Source organism: Pseudoalteromonas sp. QJM3NY_22 (assembly GCF_056173065.1).
In genome coordinates this window covers 3,014,321-3,030,444 of record NZ_CM149655.1, presented here as the reverse complement: position 1 = coordinate 3,030,444, position 16,124 = coordinate 3,014,321, and the positions used below count along the sequence as shown (strand labels likewise).

Here is a 16,124-nt window from a genome sequence, read left to right as displayed (position 1 = left end):
CATTATGTTGATGATTAATATAGGTGGTGCACTGTTAATAGCCGCAATTATTTATTGGTTTTGGCTTTACAAACCAGAGCAAACACAAAGTGATGACAACAAAGTAACGATAGTCGTTGATAACGGTGTTTATAAGCCAGGACACATTATAGTGGCAGCCAACAAGGAGGTTGTACTTACCTTTGATAGAAAAGACAGCGCGCCATGCGCCGAAACCGTGGTATTTCCACAGCTTGATATAAGTAAAACGCTGGCAATGGGTGATGGCAATACAGTTAAACTACCTGCGCTTGAAGCCGGTGAATATGACTTTCATTGCCAAATGCAAATGTATAAGGGCAAGCTAGTTGCAGAGTAATCTGAGCTAAGTAGGTGTTGGGGTCGTATAGTTGCCTTAGATAAGCTGTATAAATAGATGAGTAGGAGTCGTTATACTCAATGAATAAACTAAACCCTAAAAAATTATTGAATAGTAAATGGACCGCAACACCTGCTATAAATAAAGAAAAACACTTCATTATTGTTGAGGTGGAATTTGATGAAGATGGCAATGTAATTGAATGTATTACCGAGGCTGTTATGTCAAAAAATCAATATCCAATTAGTTGGCGAGATTTAAAAGATAACCAAAAGTGGCTACAAGGGTGGAAGTAGTTTAAATCTATATAATTTACCTCACTCCAATAGCGGCACACGATATAGGTTTGCTTAATTTAAGCAAACCTATATTTACAATGCATTAAATTATGAGTTGAATGCTACAACTTAGCTTTCACATTGCAACCTTCCTAAATAAATTCGCCATTTGGCAACAAAACAGTTAATTTCAAAATATCCTTCCAAAATTTTTATAATAAATCTCAAAAAATAATGTAACTTACTGATTAAAAATAAATTAATTATTTAGTAGCCGAAAATAAATCCGATGTCATTTCAATGTTCATATTCAGTTTATTTTGAAGGCTAACCTAAACGCCCCCTTTATTGGCTTTTTAGCCAAAGTGTGTCTTTTTAATTAAACTTAACCAATTGATTTAGAATGGTTTATTCTTTTTAGTTGAATGGCTGTTGCTAAATAGCAACAATAACATCTCCCCAAATTAAGCTTTTCTCGCTTTATATCATTTAAATCATTGTTTTTAAATAATAAATAAAAAGTGGCACCGAAGTTGTAATACCTAGAGTGTATTAAACAAAACGTGATGAAAGCCAAAGGCCTTAATCGCAACAACCCAATGAAGGAATACTATTATGAAAACATTTCAATCAACATTAGTACTAATGGCGCTAGCTTCTTCATCAGCGGCTTTTGCAGCAACAGATTTTGATACGCTAGACTTAGATGGTAATGGCGCAATCAGCCAAGCCGAAGCTTCAGTAGATGCTGAGCTTTTAAGCAAGTTTAATGAACTCGATACAAACCAAGATGGTGAGCTATCTGAAGATGAGTTTTCTAAGGCCTAAAATTAAAGCCTTAAACAGTTAATGCTCTGTAATGTTATCTAAATTCTGAGTTGCCAAAGACAACCTAAGTAGGCAAGGGAGCTTACTAAAAAGAATAACCAGGAAGTGACTAGAGAGCACTATAGAGCAAGTTTATTTAGGACACCGCATACTTTTGAAGGATTAAATTATGAAAAAGCTACAATCAACATTTGTACTTATGGCTATTGTTTCTTCGTCAGTAGTATTTGCAAACACAGACTTTGAAACACGCGATGCAGACGACAACGCTTCAATTAGTCGCTCTGAAGAATCGGCGCAAGTGATAGAGCAATTTGACGAGCTGAATGTTCAAAGTAGCGGTGGCCCGACAGAAAATGATTTTTTTGAATATTAATTTATAGACACTTTACTCCTAAAGGATCTTTGAAAAGGACTTCTTACCCCTAATCAGGCTCAAAGCCTAAGGAAACGATTATGAAAACATTACACAAAACTTTAGGGCGTATTGATCTTTGTGGATTGAAATTTGTTCAATCTAGGGGAGATTAAATCGCGGCGCGAGGTTTGTAACCTAGTGGGCTAAGTAAAAACCGAGCAACAAAGAGTTAATCGTCCCTCATAGGTTGGATCTTAAGAAAGCTTGAAGTTGAACTCTGTTAATGATCAAATAGTTACGCCAATAAAAACATGACTAAAAACAGAGTTCACATGCAGATTAACCAAGTTTCAAACCAATTAAAAGCCCTTATCTCAGAAAAACACCTCATTGAGCTTGCAAAAACCTCTGGATTTCAAGTTCGACACCGTTGCCTGTCGATCGTTTCTCTGCTCAAAGCCGTATTTAAAAGCTTATCTTGCCTGCAAGACGCTAACTTGTCAGATATCCATCAAAACTTGCGAACGCAGGCTGATTGCACGATAAGTTATAAACCCTTTCATAATCAAATTCGAAAACCAGCCTTGACTGAGCTTGTCCGTGAGCTCGTTATTCAAGCGATGTCTAAATTGACTGTAAACACGCTGGATAAAACCTTTTTTACCCAGCGAGGAATACAGCGAGTGTTATTGCAAGATGGTTCGTAACTATTCACCATGGTAAATTATTTTCAAAGGATCTTTTTTAACTATTGACCGATCCCGCCAGTATGCCAAGCTAGGGCTATGACCTAATAGCCCTAGCTTCAATGAATTTAAACAGCATCAACATCGACGAAATCGTTGAGAAAACCAAAGCTCAATTACAAGAAGGTAAAACTCTCACGCCTGCGCTGAAGATGTCTATTGAACTCATTCTGGTTGTCGTTGTTATGTTAGCAAGTAAATTAGGACTTAACAGTAACAATAGCAGTATCCCGCCATCAAAAGACATCAACCGAAAAAAACAAAACAAAGAGAAATCAGCCAAGTCAGCGGGTGGTCAAAAAGGCCGTGCAGGTAAAACACTAACCCAAACACAGACGCCTGATGAGATCAAAATCATCCTAGTTGAACGTGATTTTTTACCGAAAGGTCACTACCGTGAAATTGGCTTTCAAAAACGACAGGTTGTCGATATAGATATCAGGAAAGTGGTCACTGAATACCAAGCACAAATTCTGGAAAATGAGCAAGGTAAGCGTTTTATTGGTGAATTTCCAGAAGACGTTAACAGTCCTATTCAATATGGGGTTGGTGTAAAAGCCCATGCAGTTTACCTATCCCAATATCAATTACTCCCTTACAACCGCATTGAAGAATATTTTTGTGATCAACTCGGTATTCCAATCAGTGCGGGTAGTTTATTTAACTTTAATGAACAAGCAGCGGCCTTGGTAAAGTCCTCCGGCGCAGAAGCCGCGCTCAAGAAAGCCCTGAAAACGACTTATCAAGCCTTACACGTTGATGAAACGGGGATTAATATAGGTGGTAAACGACGATGGCTTCATGGTGCATCAACGACGTGGTGGACGTATTTTTACCCGCATGAGAAAAGAGGGAAAATAGCGATGGATGACGCCGATATTTTACCTCACTTTACTGGGGTACTATGCCACGACCACTGGAAACCGTATTATCAATATACACAGTGCCAACATGCCTTGTGTAATGCACATCATATCCGAGAGTTAGAAAGGGCATGGGAGCAAGACGGTATGCAATGGGCAAAGGATTTGCAAACCCTACTGACTGAAATCAATAAACATCAAATAGATAACCCCGAGCTAGATGCAGACACAAAAGCTCACTATATAGAGAAATATCAACAAATATTGGCTCAAGGTGACATTAAATGCCCTCCACCGGATAGAAACAGCCGAGTAAAAGGCCAGCGAGGCAGATTGAAACGAACAAAGTCTAGAGCGTTGTTAGAGCGGTTAAGAGATTATCAAGATGATGTCTTACGATTCATGACGGAAACAGCGGTGCCTTTTAGCAACAACCAAGGTGAGAATGATATTAGGATGACCAAGGTTCATCAAAAGATATCTGGGTGCTTCAGAAGCATGCAAGGTGCAGAGATGTTTTGTTTAATCAGAAGCTACCTCTCGACTTGCAGAAAACAGCATGTATCAGCAAGCCTAGCCCTTGAATTACTCTTCAAAAATCAGTTACCTGATATATTTATTGAAAATGTGGCTGAATAGTTACGATGGTTCTTCATTTGCTCTACATGATGAATTAGCGCAGGTTTTTGCTGGTCGTTTTACTGCTGTAAGTCCTGCCGCAATTGAGTTGCACGTTACCTATGACCTATTTAATGAACAACCCTGCGAAATAGATATTCGTCCTGATGTTGAAACTGAGCGCGCCTTTTTACCAGGTAGCCACACACTTGAAGATACGTTATTACTTGCTGATGCTGGGTATTTTGACTTAGATTACTTTGAGCAAGTAGCTCAAGATGGCGGATATTTTTTGATCAGAGCAAATAAAAACATTAACCCAATCGTTACATCAGCCTATTGCGCGGGTATAGAACTTAAAGAAAAGAACATTAAACTCAAAACGTTACTCGATAAATTCGCAAGCCAACCACTTGAATTAACAGTACGTTGGAAGAAAAATGGGCCCGAGTACAGGCTTATCTATTTACCGAATGAAAAGCGCCCCGTTTTCCTTGTTACTAATTTAAAAGAGGCACAGTTTAGCTTTGACGAGCTACTCGATATATATGCAACTCGTTGGCAAATTGAGTTGTTTTTCAAAGAACTAAAGTCATGGAATAACCTTAAAGGGTTCATCACACGAGATCCTCATATTGCCGAATCATTGGTTTGGCTGAGTATACTGCAAACACTTATCAAGCGTTTTATCTGCCATAGTGCAGCGGGTATGTTTAAGTGTGCGATCTCGACATTTAGAGCGAGTAAGTGCAGTTATCTTTGGTTGGATGATATTCTGGATTGCATAGAACAAACACGGTGCAGCCATAAGATACATCGTGTATTTGAGCTACTAGCGGTAAATTGTAAGCGGCAAAGCATTGAGAAAAACAATGATATTTGCCGTTTTAAGATAGGAAGTCACACGGTCTGTGTTCCTTAAGAACTAAGCTATGAATCGTCCCTAGAAAGAACCCAAAGGGCAGCGCATGTTTGGTATTTATGCTGCGTTATCGCCTATTTATGGGGAATAGCCACACTACATAGGCTCTGCCTTGCCTAAAAACCAAACATACTGCTGTAAATTCACCCACCAAAGATCAACACGCCCTACCACTTGTAGCCCTAGCTTCTTCTTCAGCGGCGTTTGCTGCGGTAGATTTTGATTCTTTTGATACAGATGGCGACGGCGTAATTAGTAAAACAGAAGCCCAAGTAAACTCGCAACTAGTACAGCTTTTTGATCAATTAGATGCAGATGGAACTGGCGAGTTATCTAAAGAAGAGTTTTCGCAGGCTCAGTAATAAGCTCTATTTAGAACCTTACCAGTCATACTCAAAAAGCAGCTAAGTAATTAATACTTAGCTGCTTTTTTGTGCATTTAATTTAATATATTACTATTTAGTCACCAAAGTAGTGCAAAACTCGAGTTTGAATATTATCAAGTTACTGATTATTAAGTTATTTTATTGTTGGTTTTAAACTTGCAAATCAATTGATAACTTAGGCTAATGAGTATTTAAAATGGCGCGGATGAGTTATATCAGTAGTGTTGAGCGCTACCACGAATATGAGCATGTAATACACAGTTTACTTGAATCTATTTTAATGAGTATTGAGGACGGATTAACTAAAGAGCGTGATACCCGCTACCTGATTAAGCAGTACCCATTTTTAGAATTACAATATTGCTTAAATGCAGAAGGTTTGCAGCAGGGTAATAATGTCTGCTTTAAACGCGCATATAGCAAAAAATTAGGTGAAAGTGGTAATCAACAAGATTTAAGCGAGCGCCCCTATTTTTTGAACGCTAAAGCAAGTGATAAAGTGTGCTTTACTGATCCCTACATTTCTATAGCGACTAACCATTTATGTATATCGGCGATTAAAGAGCTAAAAAAACCAATTAATAATCAACATTACTTGGTCGTCGATGTGAGCTTAACGCAGCTTATTGAGTTTGTAATGGGTGATACTGCGCGCGCTAATATGTCGCCTTACTTCAAAGCGGGTTACGGTATTATTGTGGCGTGCTTATTTTGCTTAGTATTATTTTTACTAAATATCGTCTTTAGTGATATATACGCGCTATTAACCCATGTAGATACCTCATCAGACCCACTTGAACCCTTTAGTATTATTATTTACATCACCTTGGCATTAGCAGTATTCGATTTAGGTAAAACAATACTCGAAGAAGAAATCCTTATGCATAAGGATATTTTTAGGCACTCATCTACGCGGCGCACTATTACACGGTTTATCTCTACTGTGTTGATTGCTATATCAATTGAGGCGCTATTAACTATGTTTAAAGCGGCGCTTGGGCAATCGGAATATTTAATGCCTGCAATAGCGATGATGCTTGCAGTGGTAGGGCTTTTAATTGCACTGGCTATTTATGTTTATTTAGGGGCAAAGGCCGAAACGCTACTAATGCGCGCTCGTTTAAAACAAAAATCCTCCAAGTAGGAGGATTTTCATATTACATAACTATTTAATAGCTATTTATTGCTTATCTTGCGCGCGTTTGGTTTTAAAGTCAGACTCGCTCGTCCACTTTGGCCAATCGCCATTGTTTGCGAGCTGTGTGGCTATATCAACAATAAGATCTATATCTTGCTTAACACCACCTAACGACCAATCAGCAGAGTAGTCGTCTGCTTCTTTATGGTATTTATGCGCAATGTACTCAGGATCGGTATCGCCCAGGCTCATAAATAATAAGCTTGGTACACCTTGCTTAGAAAGTGAGAAATGATCTGATCTAAAAAACAAGCCATTTTGCGGGCGAGGATCCATTTTAACAACACGGCCTTGTGATTTTGCAGCTTTTGCTAAATAGTTTTCCATTGTCGATAAATCTTTACCGTATTGTAAAATGTAGTCAGTACCATCTAGCACATTCATACCATCAATATTTAATAGACCGACCATTTGTTTTGTAGGTACAACCGCACCCGATGCAAATTCTTCAGAGCCAATTAACCCCGTTTCTTCTGCTGTAAAGTTAGCAAAAATAATTGAGCGTTTAAATGGCTTTTGCTTGTTCATTTTGCTCATTATACGTGCTATTTCAAGCGTGGCTGCAGTACCTGAAGCGTTATCTACCGCGCCGTTATAAATCTTAGGGCCGGTGTCAGTTTGTTTAGTTCCAAAGTGGTCCCAGTGAGCGCTAATAACAACGTATTCGTCAGGTGATTCGCTACCTGTAATTTGTGCAACTACGTTATGCGATTTTGCATGTGATACTTCGTTTTTAAAGGCAAGGTTTGCTTTTAAGTTAAGTGGCGTCGCTTTAAAGTCATCATTTAATGCTGCTTGTTTTAAATCTTGATAGTTAAGCTTTGCGGCGTTAAACATTTGCTCAGTCGCATCAAGTGTTAGCCAGCCCATAACCGGTAATTTTGATGCGTTTAAGTTGTTATCCATTAACGTGTATTTAGTACCCGTGTTTGAACTTTCAACTACGCCCCAAGGATATGCCGCAGGTGCAGTTTCATGAACAATAAATACAGCCTTTGCACCTTGGCGAGCGGCTTCTTCATATTTATAAGTCCAACGACCGTAGTAGGTCATGGCATTGCCAGTAAATAGCGCATCGTTTTGAGTAGCAAAACCTGGATCGTTAACGAGCACAACCACTGTTTTACCCGTTACATCAATATTTTTATAGTCATTCCAGTTATATTCTGGTGCATTAATACCATAGCCAACAAATACAATGTCAGAATTGCGTACATCAATTAATGGCTGAAGTTGCTCGGTACGTGCGGTAAAGTCTTTACCTGATTCAAAGCTCAAATCACCTACTTTTAACTGCATATCCTGATTAGCTGTCACCATTGCCATTTTTACAGGCTGTAAGTATTTACCTTTATAAGCACCGGTTAAACCCAGCGCTTTATATTGCTCGCTTAAGTAGCCTACTGTTTTTACTTCACCGCGCGTTAATGGACCGCGTCCTTCAAATTCGTCTGAGGCAAGGGTTTTAATATGTTGTTTAATATTGCTTAAATTTACACTGGTTGTATTGTCAAGCGTTGTTTGTTCTTGAGCAGGCTCTGAACAGCCAGTTAAGCCCAATAATAAAGTTACACTGAGCGATTTAAAAAGAGGAGTCATAATTGCAGGTTTTTAAGGATACATACTGTGACTATATGGGGTGTAGGTTTTGCTGTCTAGTTTTTTGCCATGAAGCGCAGATATTTTTATAAAATACAATTAGTTGATTTTTGGTACTATGATTTAGGGGCTAAATTAAATTTCGTCGGGTGAAAGTGACTGGCGCAGAAGTTGTGTGAAAAAAAGCTAAAAGCCAGCTAAGAGTGCTGGCCTTTTGCAACAAAATAACACGTTTAAGCGTCAGCTTTCTTTACGCGGATCTTGCTTTTCTCAACAGTACTTTGATTCAATGCTTTGATTGCTACAGCAGCTTCTGCATCGTTTGGCATTTCTATAAAGGCAAAGCCTTTCGATTGGCCGGTTTCTTTATCTAGTACTAAATTACAATCGGCTACTTTACCGTGTTCAGTAAAAAGTACGCGGATCTCATGTTCAGTGATAGTACGTGATAAGTTTCTAACTAATAGTTTCATAAAGAACCATGTTTTAAAAATAACAGTGTGGATTGTCTCAAGGAAAAGCCGTTTGACCTAATGATTAATTGCAAACCGCAAAAATAGTTTTTGGCTGATAGCCAAAGAATAAAGTAGGTTCCTTTTTTGGGGGGAAATAGTTAAAGCATAAGAATAGTTAGCCGATAACAACTTAGCTATAAAAAAAACAAGGACGTAATATGCAAGTTAACTCGCAAGATACATATCCACTATTGCAACCTACTTCAAACAGTTCGGTGGTCGAAATCAACACTCCAGTGAATAGTAAAGAGCAATTAAAAAGTGAAATGGAGCGCCTAGCGAAGGACATCTATCACAAAGGGCAGTTTAAAGAGCCTGATGCAACATACTATAAGCCTGTAAATAAAGATGCCAATATATTAAGACCTATTGAAGAGGTTATGTATAATATTGGAGTCGCAAGAGCTCATTTGTATATGCCTGGTGGTGATGTCCCTAAAGCAGTTGAGAAGATGCTTTCACCCTATGATAGCATTATGGCTGAATTAAGGAGTGAACAGCCTTCTTTAGCAAATAAAAGTTGGGGTATTTCTATCAATGAGTCAGGTGAGCTTACAGTAACGGGTTCTCTTAATGATGATGAAAAGGCAATCATTGCAGAAAAACTAAATAGTAATGAAGAGCTAGTCACTGCCGTTAATGATTTTAAGTCTAATTATTTAAAGTATATTAAGATGGAGCCGAGGGGCTGGGGTACTTATGACGTAAATGAAAGTAATTTTGCGGACGTCTTTGATTTTAGAGAAATGTTAGAAAGCTCAAGGAGTAGCGAAGAGTTTAAAGCAACGTGGGATTATGAAACAAATTGGCTTAAGTTGAACGATAATGTTTCAGCACAATTGAGAAGCAATGCTTCGAAACGATAGGCTGCTTATTATTTGTGTGGCATAAGTTAAGTTTTCTTATTAGAAACAGCTAAATTGCAAGAGTGCCTTGCCGATAATAAATGAGCAAATAACGAACAAGGATAGTGATATGAAAGTTAACTCACATGAGGCTAATTTAACCTCGCAGCATATATCGAACAGTTCAACAGTAAAAATAAACAAATCACTTAATAGTAAAGAGCAATTAAATAGTGAAATGGAGCGCCTAGCGAAGGACATCTATCATAAAGATCAGCCCAAAAAATCTGAGCCGACCTATGATAAGCCAATGATCATAAAAACAAATAATGTTGTATCAACAAGGGAGGCTGAAGAAAAAGCGTTAAATAATATTCGAATAGCTACTGTCAATCTTTATATGCCGGGTGGTGAAGTTTCTAACTCGATTGAAAAAATGTTTACTCAGTATGACAATATTGTGGCTGAAATAGCGGCCGAACAACCATTATTAGCGAATAAAGATTGGGGTATATCAATCAGTTAATCAGGTGAGCTAGAAGTTACAGGTTCAATTAGTGATAAAGAGAAAAGTCTTATATCTGAAAAATTAAATGACAACGGGGATTTTGTGGCCGCAGCTAACGAGTTTAAATCGAGCTTTCTAGAGCACATTGATTTGGGAGTTAGGGGGTGGTCAAGTTACGACATAAACGAAGGTAATTTCTCCAAAATATTTGATTTAAAAGAAATGTTGGATAATTCAAAAGGTGGAGAAAGCTTTAAACAGGCTTGGAATAAGGACTTTAGTTGGCTCGAGTTAAACGATAATATCTCATCTCAACTTAGAAGAAATGCAGAACGAGCGTAATTTTTTGCCAAAGGGCCTCAATTTAGAAGCTCATTTTAAACTTATAAACTGGCAGTTACATGTAGAAATTACACAACTCTTTACACCCTCAATCTATCACAGGGCTCAGCGAAGAAGCCGTCCAAATTTAGTGATAGCTGCCAGCGTGTATTTTCACTTATAACGCATCAATACGCATATTTAACTTCTGCTTTACTTGCTAATTGGCTGCGCAAATTATCTTGGTATGAAAATATATCAAAACCATTATCAAATGCTTTTGCATTTGGTCCGTATGAACTATCTAAAAGTGCTTTTATATCAATATTGTCTTTGAAGTTCTCTTGGGTAACATCATATTTTCCCGAGCTATAGTCGTTTCTGGTGTATGAGAAAAAGTCATTGCGATGTAATCTGTTAATTGATCTTGACCGGATCAACAATTAACCAGAGAGACATCGCAATGACTGAAAATGATAATGTTATTTCCATTGAAAAACCAGACAATCCGTTAGAGCAGTTGCTTAAAAGCGGGGCGCAGCAGTTGTTAGCTCAAGCGATTGAGGCTGAGTTGGCTGTTTTATTGGCTCAATACCAGCATGAGACCGTCGAGGGACTTCAGCGGATCGTCAAAAATGGTCACCAGCCTGAGCGTACGATCCAAACAGGCCTTGGTGATATTGAGGTCAAAATACCTAAAGTCAGGGATCGAAAAAAGGAAGGCATTAAATTCAATAGTGCCTTGATCCCGCCTTATCTGAAACGGACAAAAAATATCGAAGAGCTGATCCCATGGCTCTATTTACGAGGAATTTCGACGGGTGATATGCAGCCCGCTTTAGTGTCTCTTTTAGGCGAGCAAGCCAAAGGTTTGTCGGCCAATAGTGTCTCTCGGTTGAAATCCACCTGGGAAACGGAGTATCAGCAGTGGTCTAAACGTTCCTTGGCTAAACGTCGATATGTGTATATCTGGGCCGATGGGATTTACAGTAAAATTCGAATGGATGATAAGCTGTGCTTACTGGTAATTATGGGGGTAGATGAAACGGGCAGAAAGGAGCTATTGGCGGTGGTTGACGGGGTTCGTGAGTCTGAGCAGAGCTGGACTGAAGTGTTAAATCAACTGCGCTCACAGGGTCTAACAATACCACCAAAATTGGCCATAGGGGATGGTGCGCTGGGGTTTTGGAATGCCCTCACCAAAGTATGGCCAACAACCCAACATCAACGTTGCTGGGTGCATAAAATCGCGAATGTGCTAAACAAAGTGCCGAAATCAATGCAACCTAAAATCAAAGCGAATTTACAAGATATCTGGATGGCAGAGAGTCGAGCTTCTGCTTATAAAGCGTATGATTTATTTGTTAAAAATTACTCAGTCAAATACCCAAAAGCGACGGATTGCTTGATGAAGGATAAAGATGAAATGCTGGCATTTTATGATTATCCTGCTGAGCATTGGATGCACATAAGAACGAGTAATCCGATAGAGTCAACGTTTGCGACGGTAAGGCTGAGAACGCATAAAGTGAAGAGTTGTGGCAGCCGGACAACCACCTTAATGATGGTTTTTAAACTCGCGCAGTCGGCAGAGAAAAAATGGTACCGCTTGCGAGGATTTAAGCTACTGGCTGAAGTAATTACAGGGGTAAAATTTAAAGACGGCGAAAGAATAACTCAAGATCAAACAGAGCATCAAGATGAGCTCATACACCAGATTTGACAATAACTCTATTTTCCCCAATATTTCCCTTTCCCATCATACCCACGGTCATACTCTTGACCTTTTATTAAAATATCAGGTAACTCTTTAACTAAACTTACAATATCTTTATCTGCATTTAGCTTGTCCTCAAGATAAAATTTTTCATCTTCAGTAATATCACCAGAAACAACTAATTTATCATCACTATCAATAGAAAACCCCCAATCCTTTTGAGCTAATGATGGAGATGATATTTCTAGTTCATTCAGGAAATTTTCGTATTTAGGTCTAAGTTGACTTAACTTTTTGGGTAATTCACCAAAACTTATTGTATTAGTCATTTTATCTAAAAGTTCAGATTCAGATTTATGCGCAGTTATACTAAGGGGCCTATCATAGGTGCTCTGATTTTTTGGGATATGTTCATCTTTGTGATAAATATCATTAGCAAATTTTTGTTTTTGCTGTTTATTAATTTTTTCATTTAGGGTGTTATCAGACAATTTCCCCTCATTAATAGGGACCGTTTTATTTTTTAATTGTACTGCTGCAGTATTAGTTAAAGTATCATGAGTTATTTTCATACTTAATTCCATCTATCGTGAGAAAACAATTTATAACTAGTACCTGTATCGGCACGTAACTTAATAACTTGAGTGATTTTTACTCATTAAATAAAAAGCTAATAATGTCACCATCATTAGCTTTAAAAGTAAAAGTTATGAAGGGTTACTGCTGACTAATTTTTGATCACACAAATGCCCGAGTACAACGTATTCAACATTATTTCCTCCAATACTGTAGTGGTCAATAAAATTTGGCCACAGTTTTAGAATCTTTGTATCTGACCTCAGATTCATTTGGTGCTAAACCGGCATTATAATGATGCGGCCTAACATTGTTGTAATATCCATTTATGTAATCACTTACGCTATATTTAGCGTCTATAAAGTTTCCATATCCAATCTTTGGCATCCATTCCGTCTTAAAGCTTCTAAAAAATCGCTCCATTGGCGCATTATCCCAACAGTTTCCACGCCTGCTCATACTTTGTGTGATTTTATAGCGCCATAAACGTTGGCGATATTTTAAACTTGTATAATGGCTACCTTGGTCTGAATGGAACATGAGTCCTGTCGGTTTCCCTCTGCTTTCATATGCGAGTTCAAGCGCTTTTAGCGTTAAATTAGTATCTGGTGACAACGACATTGCCCAGCCAACCACTTTGCGTGCAAATAAATCAATAACCACGGCTAAATAAGCCCAGCGATTGCCTGTCCAAATATACGTCACATCACCGCACCACACGGTATCCGGCTCAACAACATCAAACTGTCTATCAAGCAGGTTTGGGATTTCAAGGTGTTCATTACCACCACGTTTATATGAATGTTGAGGTACTTGGCAGCTTTCGAGCTTTAATTTAACCATTAGCTTAGCTGCACGATAACGGCTCAATTCAAAATCATTGTTCGTTGCTATCGCTGCGATTGTCCGTGCCCCTGCTGAACCACCACTCATCGCATGTATTGCTTTTACTTCAGCCTCTAACCTTGCTTGCTCAGATGTCGGCGCTGTATCCCGTATGGCCCAGTACTTATAGCTGCTGCGATGCACATTGAATACACTACATAGCACGCTAATTGGATAACGCTCTCGTTGATTTAATTTCTCAATTAATGAGAATTGTTCAGGGAGTCGGACATCAAGAGAGCGGTAGCCTTTTTTAATATATCCTTTTCTAATTCAATGCGTTGGATTTGCTTTTTAAGTTCGCGGATTTCAATTTGTTCGGGCGTCATTGGTGACGCTGATGGTGACTGACCATTGCGTTCTAGCTTTAATTGAGTAACCCACTTACTTACGGTTGATTTACCCACCCCCATCGCTTTTGCTGCGTCTTCTTGCGTATAACCTTGGTCTACTACAAGCTGAGCCGTTTCTAATTTAATTGCCGCTGAATATGTTGCACGTTTTAATTTCGTCATTTTTTCACCCAAATTTGTATGCTTATTAGCATAACATTTCTTTCTTAATGGGTGGCCAAAATCACTGTACCACTACAAGGGAACTGTACAAAACACTCTGGAATATTTTGGAATTACTCAGCTATGGATTTGAAACCAGCTTTTATTTTGCTAGAGCCATTCATTATATATTTAATTGAAAAGAATAAAGCAAAGGATACATCGGATAGATAAGATAAATTACCTTGATAGTTGTCAAATTTTTGTTTGACAACTATCAAGGTAAGTCTGAACTAATCCAGGGCAAGGTTAATTTATTTTAAATAATTTTTAAACTTATTGAGTCACAAAAACTCTTTTCTGAAGACCAAGTGTGTTTAAATGTAATAACTGATAGGTTAGTAAAAATGTTAGAAACATTTGTCCATATCCCTTTTTCACGCGCAAGTTCATTTAAAAGCTTGTTTAACCCGATATCAGATATTTGGTTACCTGATTTAACCTTCACTAAAGCTACTTTAAAACTTTCACCTTTTCTGGCTTCAAATTCTAATAAAATATAATGACTTTTTTTATATTCAATATTTGCAGTGATAACTTGCCGGCGACAGAAGGTTCTTGAGTCTAAATATGACCATTGTCTGTATCGAGCAGATTTTGTTAACGGCATATATCTAATGAGGTCATTTAATGGTCTTACATAAGTAGTGATGCCATTCTTTTTATTCAATAAAGAAATTGCAGTGGAAAACGCATTAAAGCTTGGGGGGAGCGATTTAGCGCGTAACCGTTGAGGCGCAATACTCCCTTTTCCAACATTTGAATCATTGTTAGTTTCTTTACCTGTGTTTAACGCCTCTGGTTCTTGATCACTTTGTAGGGCTGTATTGCTACTACTAATATAACGACATTGTTCTTTGGTCGGTTTATCTGGTTTTTTCCTTCAATTGCCGCGAAGCGGTTAGTGGGTAAGGTAATGATTTCTCCAGAACGATCTTTATTTGGCTCTTGTCTATTTTGTAGGTCTTTATTGCCATCAGACTCTTTATTTTTAGACACAGGGAAAGCTGGTTTTTTTCATTAGAAGGAAGCTTATTATTTGGATCAGCTTCTCTGTGATTATCATTATCCCTAGGGAAAGTTGCATTTTCAAATGGGAATAGTGCTGTACAATACTCTAAACCTAAAACTAACGTTTTCCATCCATCTTCTGTAATCGAACGAATTCTTTTTGTTCTAGCTGTTAAATTGGTTAAGCCAATAAATGGAAAGGTAGAACTAACATGGATCCATTTATTATTAATTGAATTTTGTAAGATATCATCAAAGGGCTGGTTAGCTCCTTTAAAGGCATTATCAGAGTTTAAAATCCGCCCAATAACCCAGCCTTCTTCATCACTGATATGTTTTCGTAAATGCAAAACACAGCGTGATTCATCTTCAATAACACCGCTATTATTTACATTAATCAATGAGCTTAAGTTGTGCTTAAAAGAACCATTAAACACAGCATGTGATAGGTGAGTCGATAATGCATAGTAAAACCGTATGACTTCAATCATGGGTATTAAAATAGCAAAGGGATCACCTTTTGAGTTTTTGATTGCTATAAGCTTAGAATAAAGACCTTCCTTACCAAATTTATAAAAATTGGGTGGAACAAGATACTTACCATTAATTTTATGATTTGCATTAATGATTTGCATTAATGATCTGTATATTTTCCCTAATAATATTAACGTTATAGAGAACTTCTTCTGTACCAGCTTTGTATGCTTGAATGTAACCGTTTTTCCATACAGAACCTATAGAAATAAAAGGTAGTTGACCAACACCAATTTCAATTGACTGTTGTTGGGCATAGTCAGTAGCATTCACAGCTGCTAACGACTTTGGTTCTTTGGAAGTTAATTCAGTATCGAGAAATGGACTAATTACAATCTGAATAAATGGCTCGGAAGGAACATTATGATTTCGGATAATTGCGCCAAAAGCGTCTACTCGCCAATAACGATTATCGGCGGGAAACTCCCTTATTTTAGGAATATTACCCGCCATTATTTATCTAGCTCCCAGTACATGATAACGATGTAGTACAAAGTATCATTG

20 protein-coding genes and 1 pseudogene are annotated in these 16,124 nt (G+C 38.0%); 13 read left to right on the top strand and 8 right to left on the bottom strand.

All coding sequences use genetic code 11. The features are described 5' to 3' along the window. Positions 1 to 4 precede the first annotated feature (4 nt). The 9 genes and pseudogenes from AC0VZ4_RS13840 to AC0VZ4_RS13800 all read left to right on the top strand — a co-directional run bounded on the left by AC0VZ4_RS13840 (position 5) and on the right by AC0VZ4_RS13800 (position 6,501). On the top strand, positions 5 to 358 hold the full coding sequence (locus AC0VZ4_RS13840) for a cupredoxin domain-containing protein (RefSeq protein WP_149602966.1): 354 nt from the start codon (positions 5 to 7) through the stop codon (positions 356 to 358). Between the two features lie 80 nt (positions 359 to 438). Further along, positions 439 to 654 (top strand): TIGR02450 family Trp-rich protein, encoded by a 216-nt coding sequence (locus AC0VZ4_RS13835; RefSeq protein ID WP_002958506.1) that lies wholly within the window; start codon positions 439 to 441, stop codon positions 652 to 654. A 597-nt stretch (positions 655 to 1,251) separates the two neighbouring features. After that, positions 1,252 to 1,464: an EF-hand domain-containing protein gene (locus AC0VZ4_RS13830; RefSeq protein ID WP_475439938.1), complete on the top strand. Its 213-nt coding sequence runs from the start codon at positions 1,252 to 1,254 to the stop codon at positions 1,462 to 1,464. Between the two features lie 169 nt (positions 1,465 to 1,633). After that, positions 1,634 to 1,840, top strand: a complete 207-nt coding sequence (locus tag AC0VZ4_RS13825) for a hypothetical protein (protein ID WP_007378760.1) — start codon at positions 1,634 to 1,636, stop codon at positions 1,838 to 1,840. 314 nt (positions 1,841 to 2,154) lie between these two features. Further along, positions 2,155 to 2,529: a hypothetical protein gene (locus AC0VZ4_RS13820; RefSeq protein WP_475439937.1), complete on the top strand. Its 375-nt coding sequence runs from the start codon at positions 2,155 to 2,157 to the stop codon at positions 2,527 to 2,529. Between the two features lie 101 nt (positions 2,530 to 2,630). Beyond that, positions 2,631 to 4,070, top strand: a complete 1,440-nt coding sequence (gene tnpC / locus AC0VZ4_RS13815) for an IS66 family transposase (protein WP_475439674.1) — start codon at positions 2,631 to 2,633, stop codon at positions 4,068 to 4,070. Beyond that, a complete protein-coding gene (locus AC0VZ4_RS13810; protein ID WP_475441661.1) occupies positions 4,057 to 4,971 on the top strand; it encodes an IS4 family transposase in 915 nt (304 codons plus the stop codon). The genes tnpC and AC0VZ4_RS13810 overlap by 14 nt, the downstream gene beginning before the upstream one ends. Positions 4,972 to 5,138: 167 nt before the next feature. Continuing rightward, positions 5,139 to 5,333 (top strand): annotated as a pseudogene (locus tag AC0VZ4_RS13805) (EF-hand domain-containing protein); the annotation flags it as partial. Between the two features lie 220 nt (positions 5,334 to 5,553). Continuing rightward, positions 5,554 to 6,501, top strand: coding sequence for a PDC sensor domain-containing protein (locus tag AC0VZ4_RS13800; RefSeq protein ID WP_024603579.1), 948 nt, complete (start codon positions 5,554 to 5,556; stop codon positions 6,499 to 6,501). 36 nt (positions 6,502 to 6,537) lie between these two features. Here AC0VZ4_RS13800 and AC0VZ4_RS13795 read toward each other — a convergent pair whose 3' ends face one another. Both AC0VZ4_RS13795 and AC0VZ4_RS13790 read right to left on the bottom strand, forming a co-directional pair. Then, entirely contained in the window at positions 6,538 to 8,154 is a 1,617-nt protein-coding gene (locus tag AC0VZ4_RS13795) for a M28 family metallopeptidase (RefSeq protein ID WP_475439936.1), read from the bottom strand. A 233-nt stretch (positions 8,155 to 8,387) separates the two neighbouring features. After that, positions 8,388 to 8,627, bottom strand: coding sequence for an RNA recognition motif domain-containing protein (locus AC0VZ4_RS13790; protein ID WP_475439935.1), 240 nt, complete (start codon positions 8,625 to 8,627; stop codon positions 8,388 to 8,390). 200 nt (positions 8,628 to 8,827) lie between these two features. Between AC0VZ4_RS13790 and AC0VZ4_RS13785 the strand changes: the two genes are divergently transcribed. From AC0VZ4_RS13785 to AC0VZ4_RS13775, 3 genes are all read left to right on the top strand, one after another. Further along, the gene (locus AC0VZ4_RS13785; RefSeq protein WP_475439934.1) at positions 8,828 to 9,535 is read left to right on the top strand and encodes a hypothetical protein; all 708 of its coding nucleotides are present in this window, start codon (positions 8,828 to 8,830) and stop codon (positions 9,533 to 9,535) included. A 109-nt stretch (positions 9,536 to 9,644) separates the two neighbouring features. Beyond that, a complete protein-coding gene (locus AC0VZ4_RS13780; RefSeq protein WP_475439933.1) occupies positions 9,645 to 10,040 on the top strand; it encodes a hypothetical protein in 396 nt (131 codons plus the stop codon). A gap of 84 nt (positions 10,041 to 10,124) precedes the next feature. Further along, complete coding sequence (locus tag AC0VZ4_RS13775; RefSeq protein WP_475439932.1) at positions 10,125 to 10,364, top strand: hypothetical protein; 240 nt, start codon at positions 10,125 to 10,127, stop codon at positions 10,362 to 10,364. A 167-nt stretch (positions 10,365 to 10,531) separates the two neighbouring features. Here the strand turns inward: AC0VZ4_RS13775 and AC0VZ4_RS13770 are convergent, their stop codons facing one another. Then, positions 10,532 to 10,783 (bottom strand): hypothetical protein, encoded by a 252-nt coding sequence (locus tag AC0VZ4_RS13770; protein ID WP_475439931.1) that lies wholly within the window; start codon positions 10,781 to 10,783, stop codon positions 10,532 to 10,534. A 23-nt stretch (positions 10,784 to 10,806) separates the two neighbouring features. Here AC0VZ4_RS13770 and AC0VZ4_RS13765 point away from each other — a divergent pair, with 23 nt between their 5' ends. Continuing rightward, a complete protein-coding gene (locus tag AC0VZ4_RS13765; RefSeq protein WP_475439694.1) occupies positions 10,807 to 12,066 on the top strand; it encodes an IS256 family transposase in 1,260 nt (419 codons plus the stop codon). Between the two features lie 8 nt (positions 12,067 to 12,074). Here AC0VZ4_RS13765 and AC0VZ4_RS13760 read toward each other — a convergent pair whose 3' ends face one another. The 5 genes from AC0VZ4_RS13760 to AC0VZ4_RS13740 form a co-directional block, all read right to left on the bottom strand. Further along, on the bottom strand, positions 12,075 to 12,632 hold the full coding sequence (locus AC0VZ4_RS13760; RefSeq protein ID WP_475439930.1) for a hypothetical protein: 558 nt from the start codon (positions 12,630 to 12,632) through the stop codon (positions 12,075 to 12,077). 223 nt (positions 12,633 to 12,855) lie between these two features. Continuing rightward, positions 12,856 to 14,036, bottom strand: a protein-coding gene (locus tag AC0VZ4_RS13755) for an IS3 family transposase (RefSeq protein WP_475439929.1) whose coding sequence is annotated in 2 segments (ribosomal slippage) — positions 12,856 to 13,778 and positions 13,778 to 14,036 — 1,182 coding nt in all. Because the reading frame shifts where the segments join, the coding sequence is not laid out codon by codon here. 298 nt (positions 14,037 to 14,334) lie between these two features. Continuing rightward, the gene (locus AC0VZ4_RS13750; RefSeq protein WP_475439928.1) at positions 14,335 to 14,745 is read right to left on the bottom strand and encodes a hypothetical protein; all 411 of its coding nucleotides are present in this window, start codon (positions 14,743 to 14,745) and stop codon (positions 14,335 to 14,337) included. A 196-nt stretch (positions 14,746 to 14,941) separates the two neighbouring features. Beyond that, positions 14,942 to 15,721, bottom strand: coding sequence for a hypothetical protein (locus tag AC0VZ4_RS13745; protein ID WP_475439927.1), 780 nt, complete (start codon positions 15,719 to 15,721; stop codon positions 14,942 to 14,944). Then, complete coding sequence (locus AC0VZ4_RS13740; RefSeq protein WP_475439926.1) at positions 15,708 to 16,073, bottom strand: hypothetical protein; 366 nt, start codon at positions 16,071 to 16,073, stop codon at positions 15,708 to 15,710. Before AC0VZ4_RS13740 ends, AC0VZ4_RS13745 begins: the two co-directional genes overlap by 14 nt. Positions 16,074 to 16,124 lie beyond the last annotated feature (51 nt).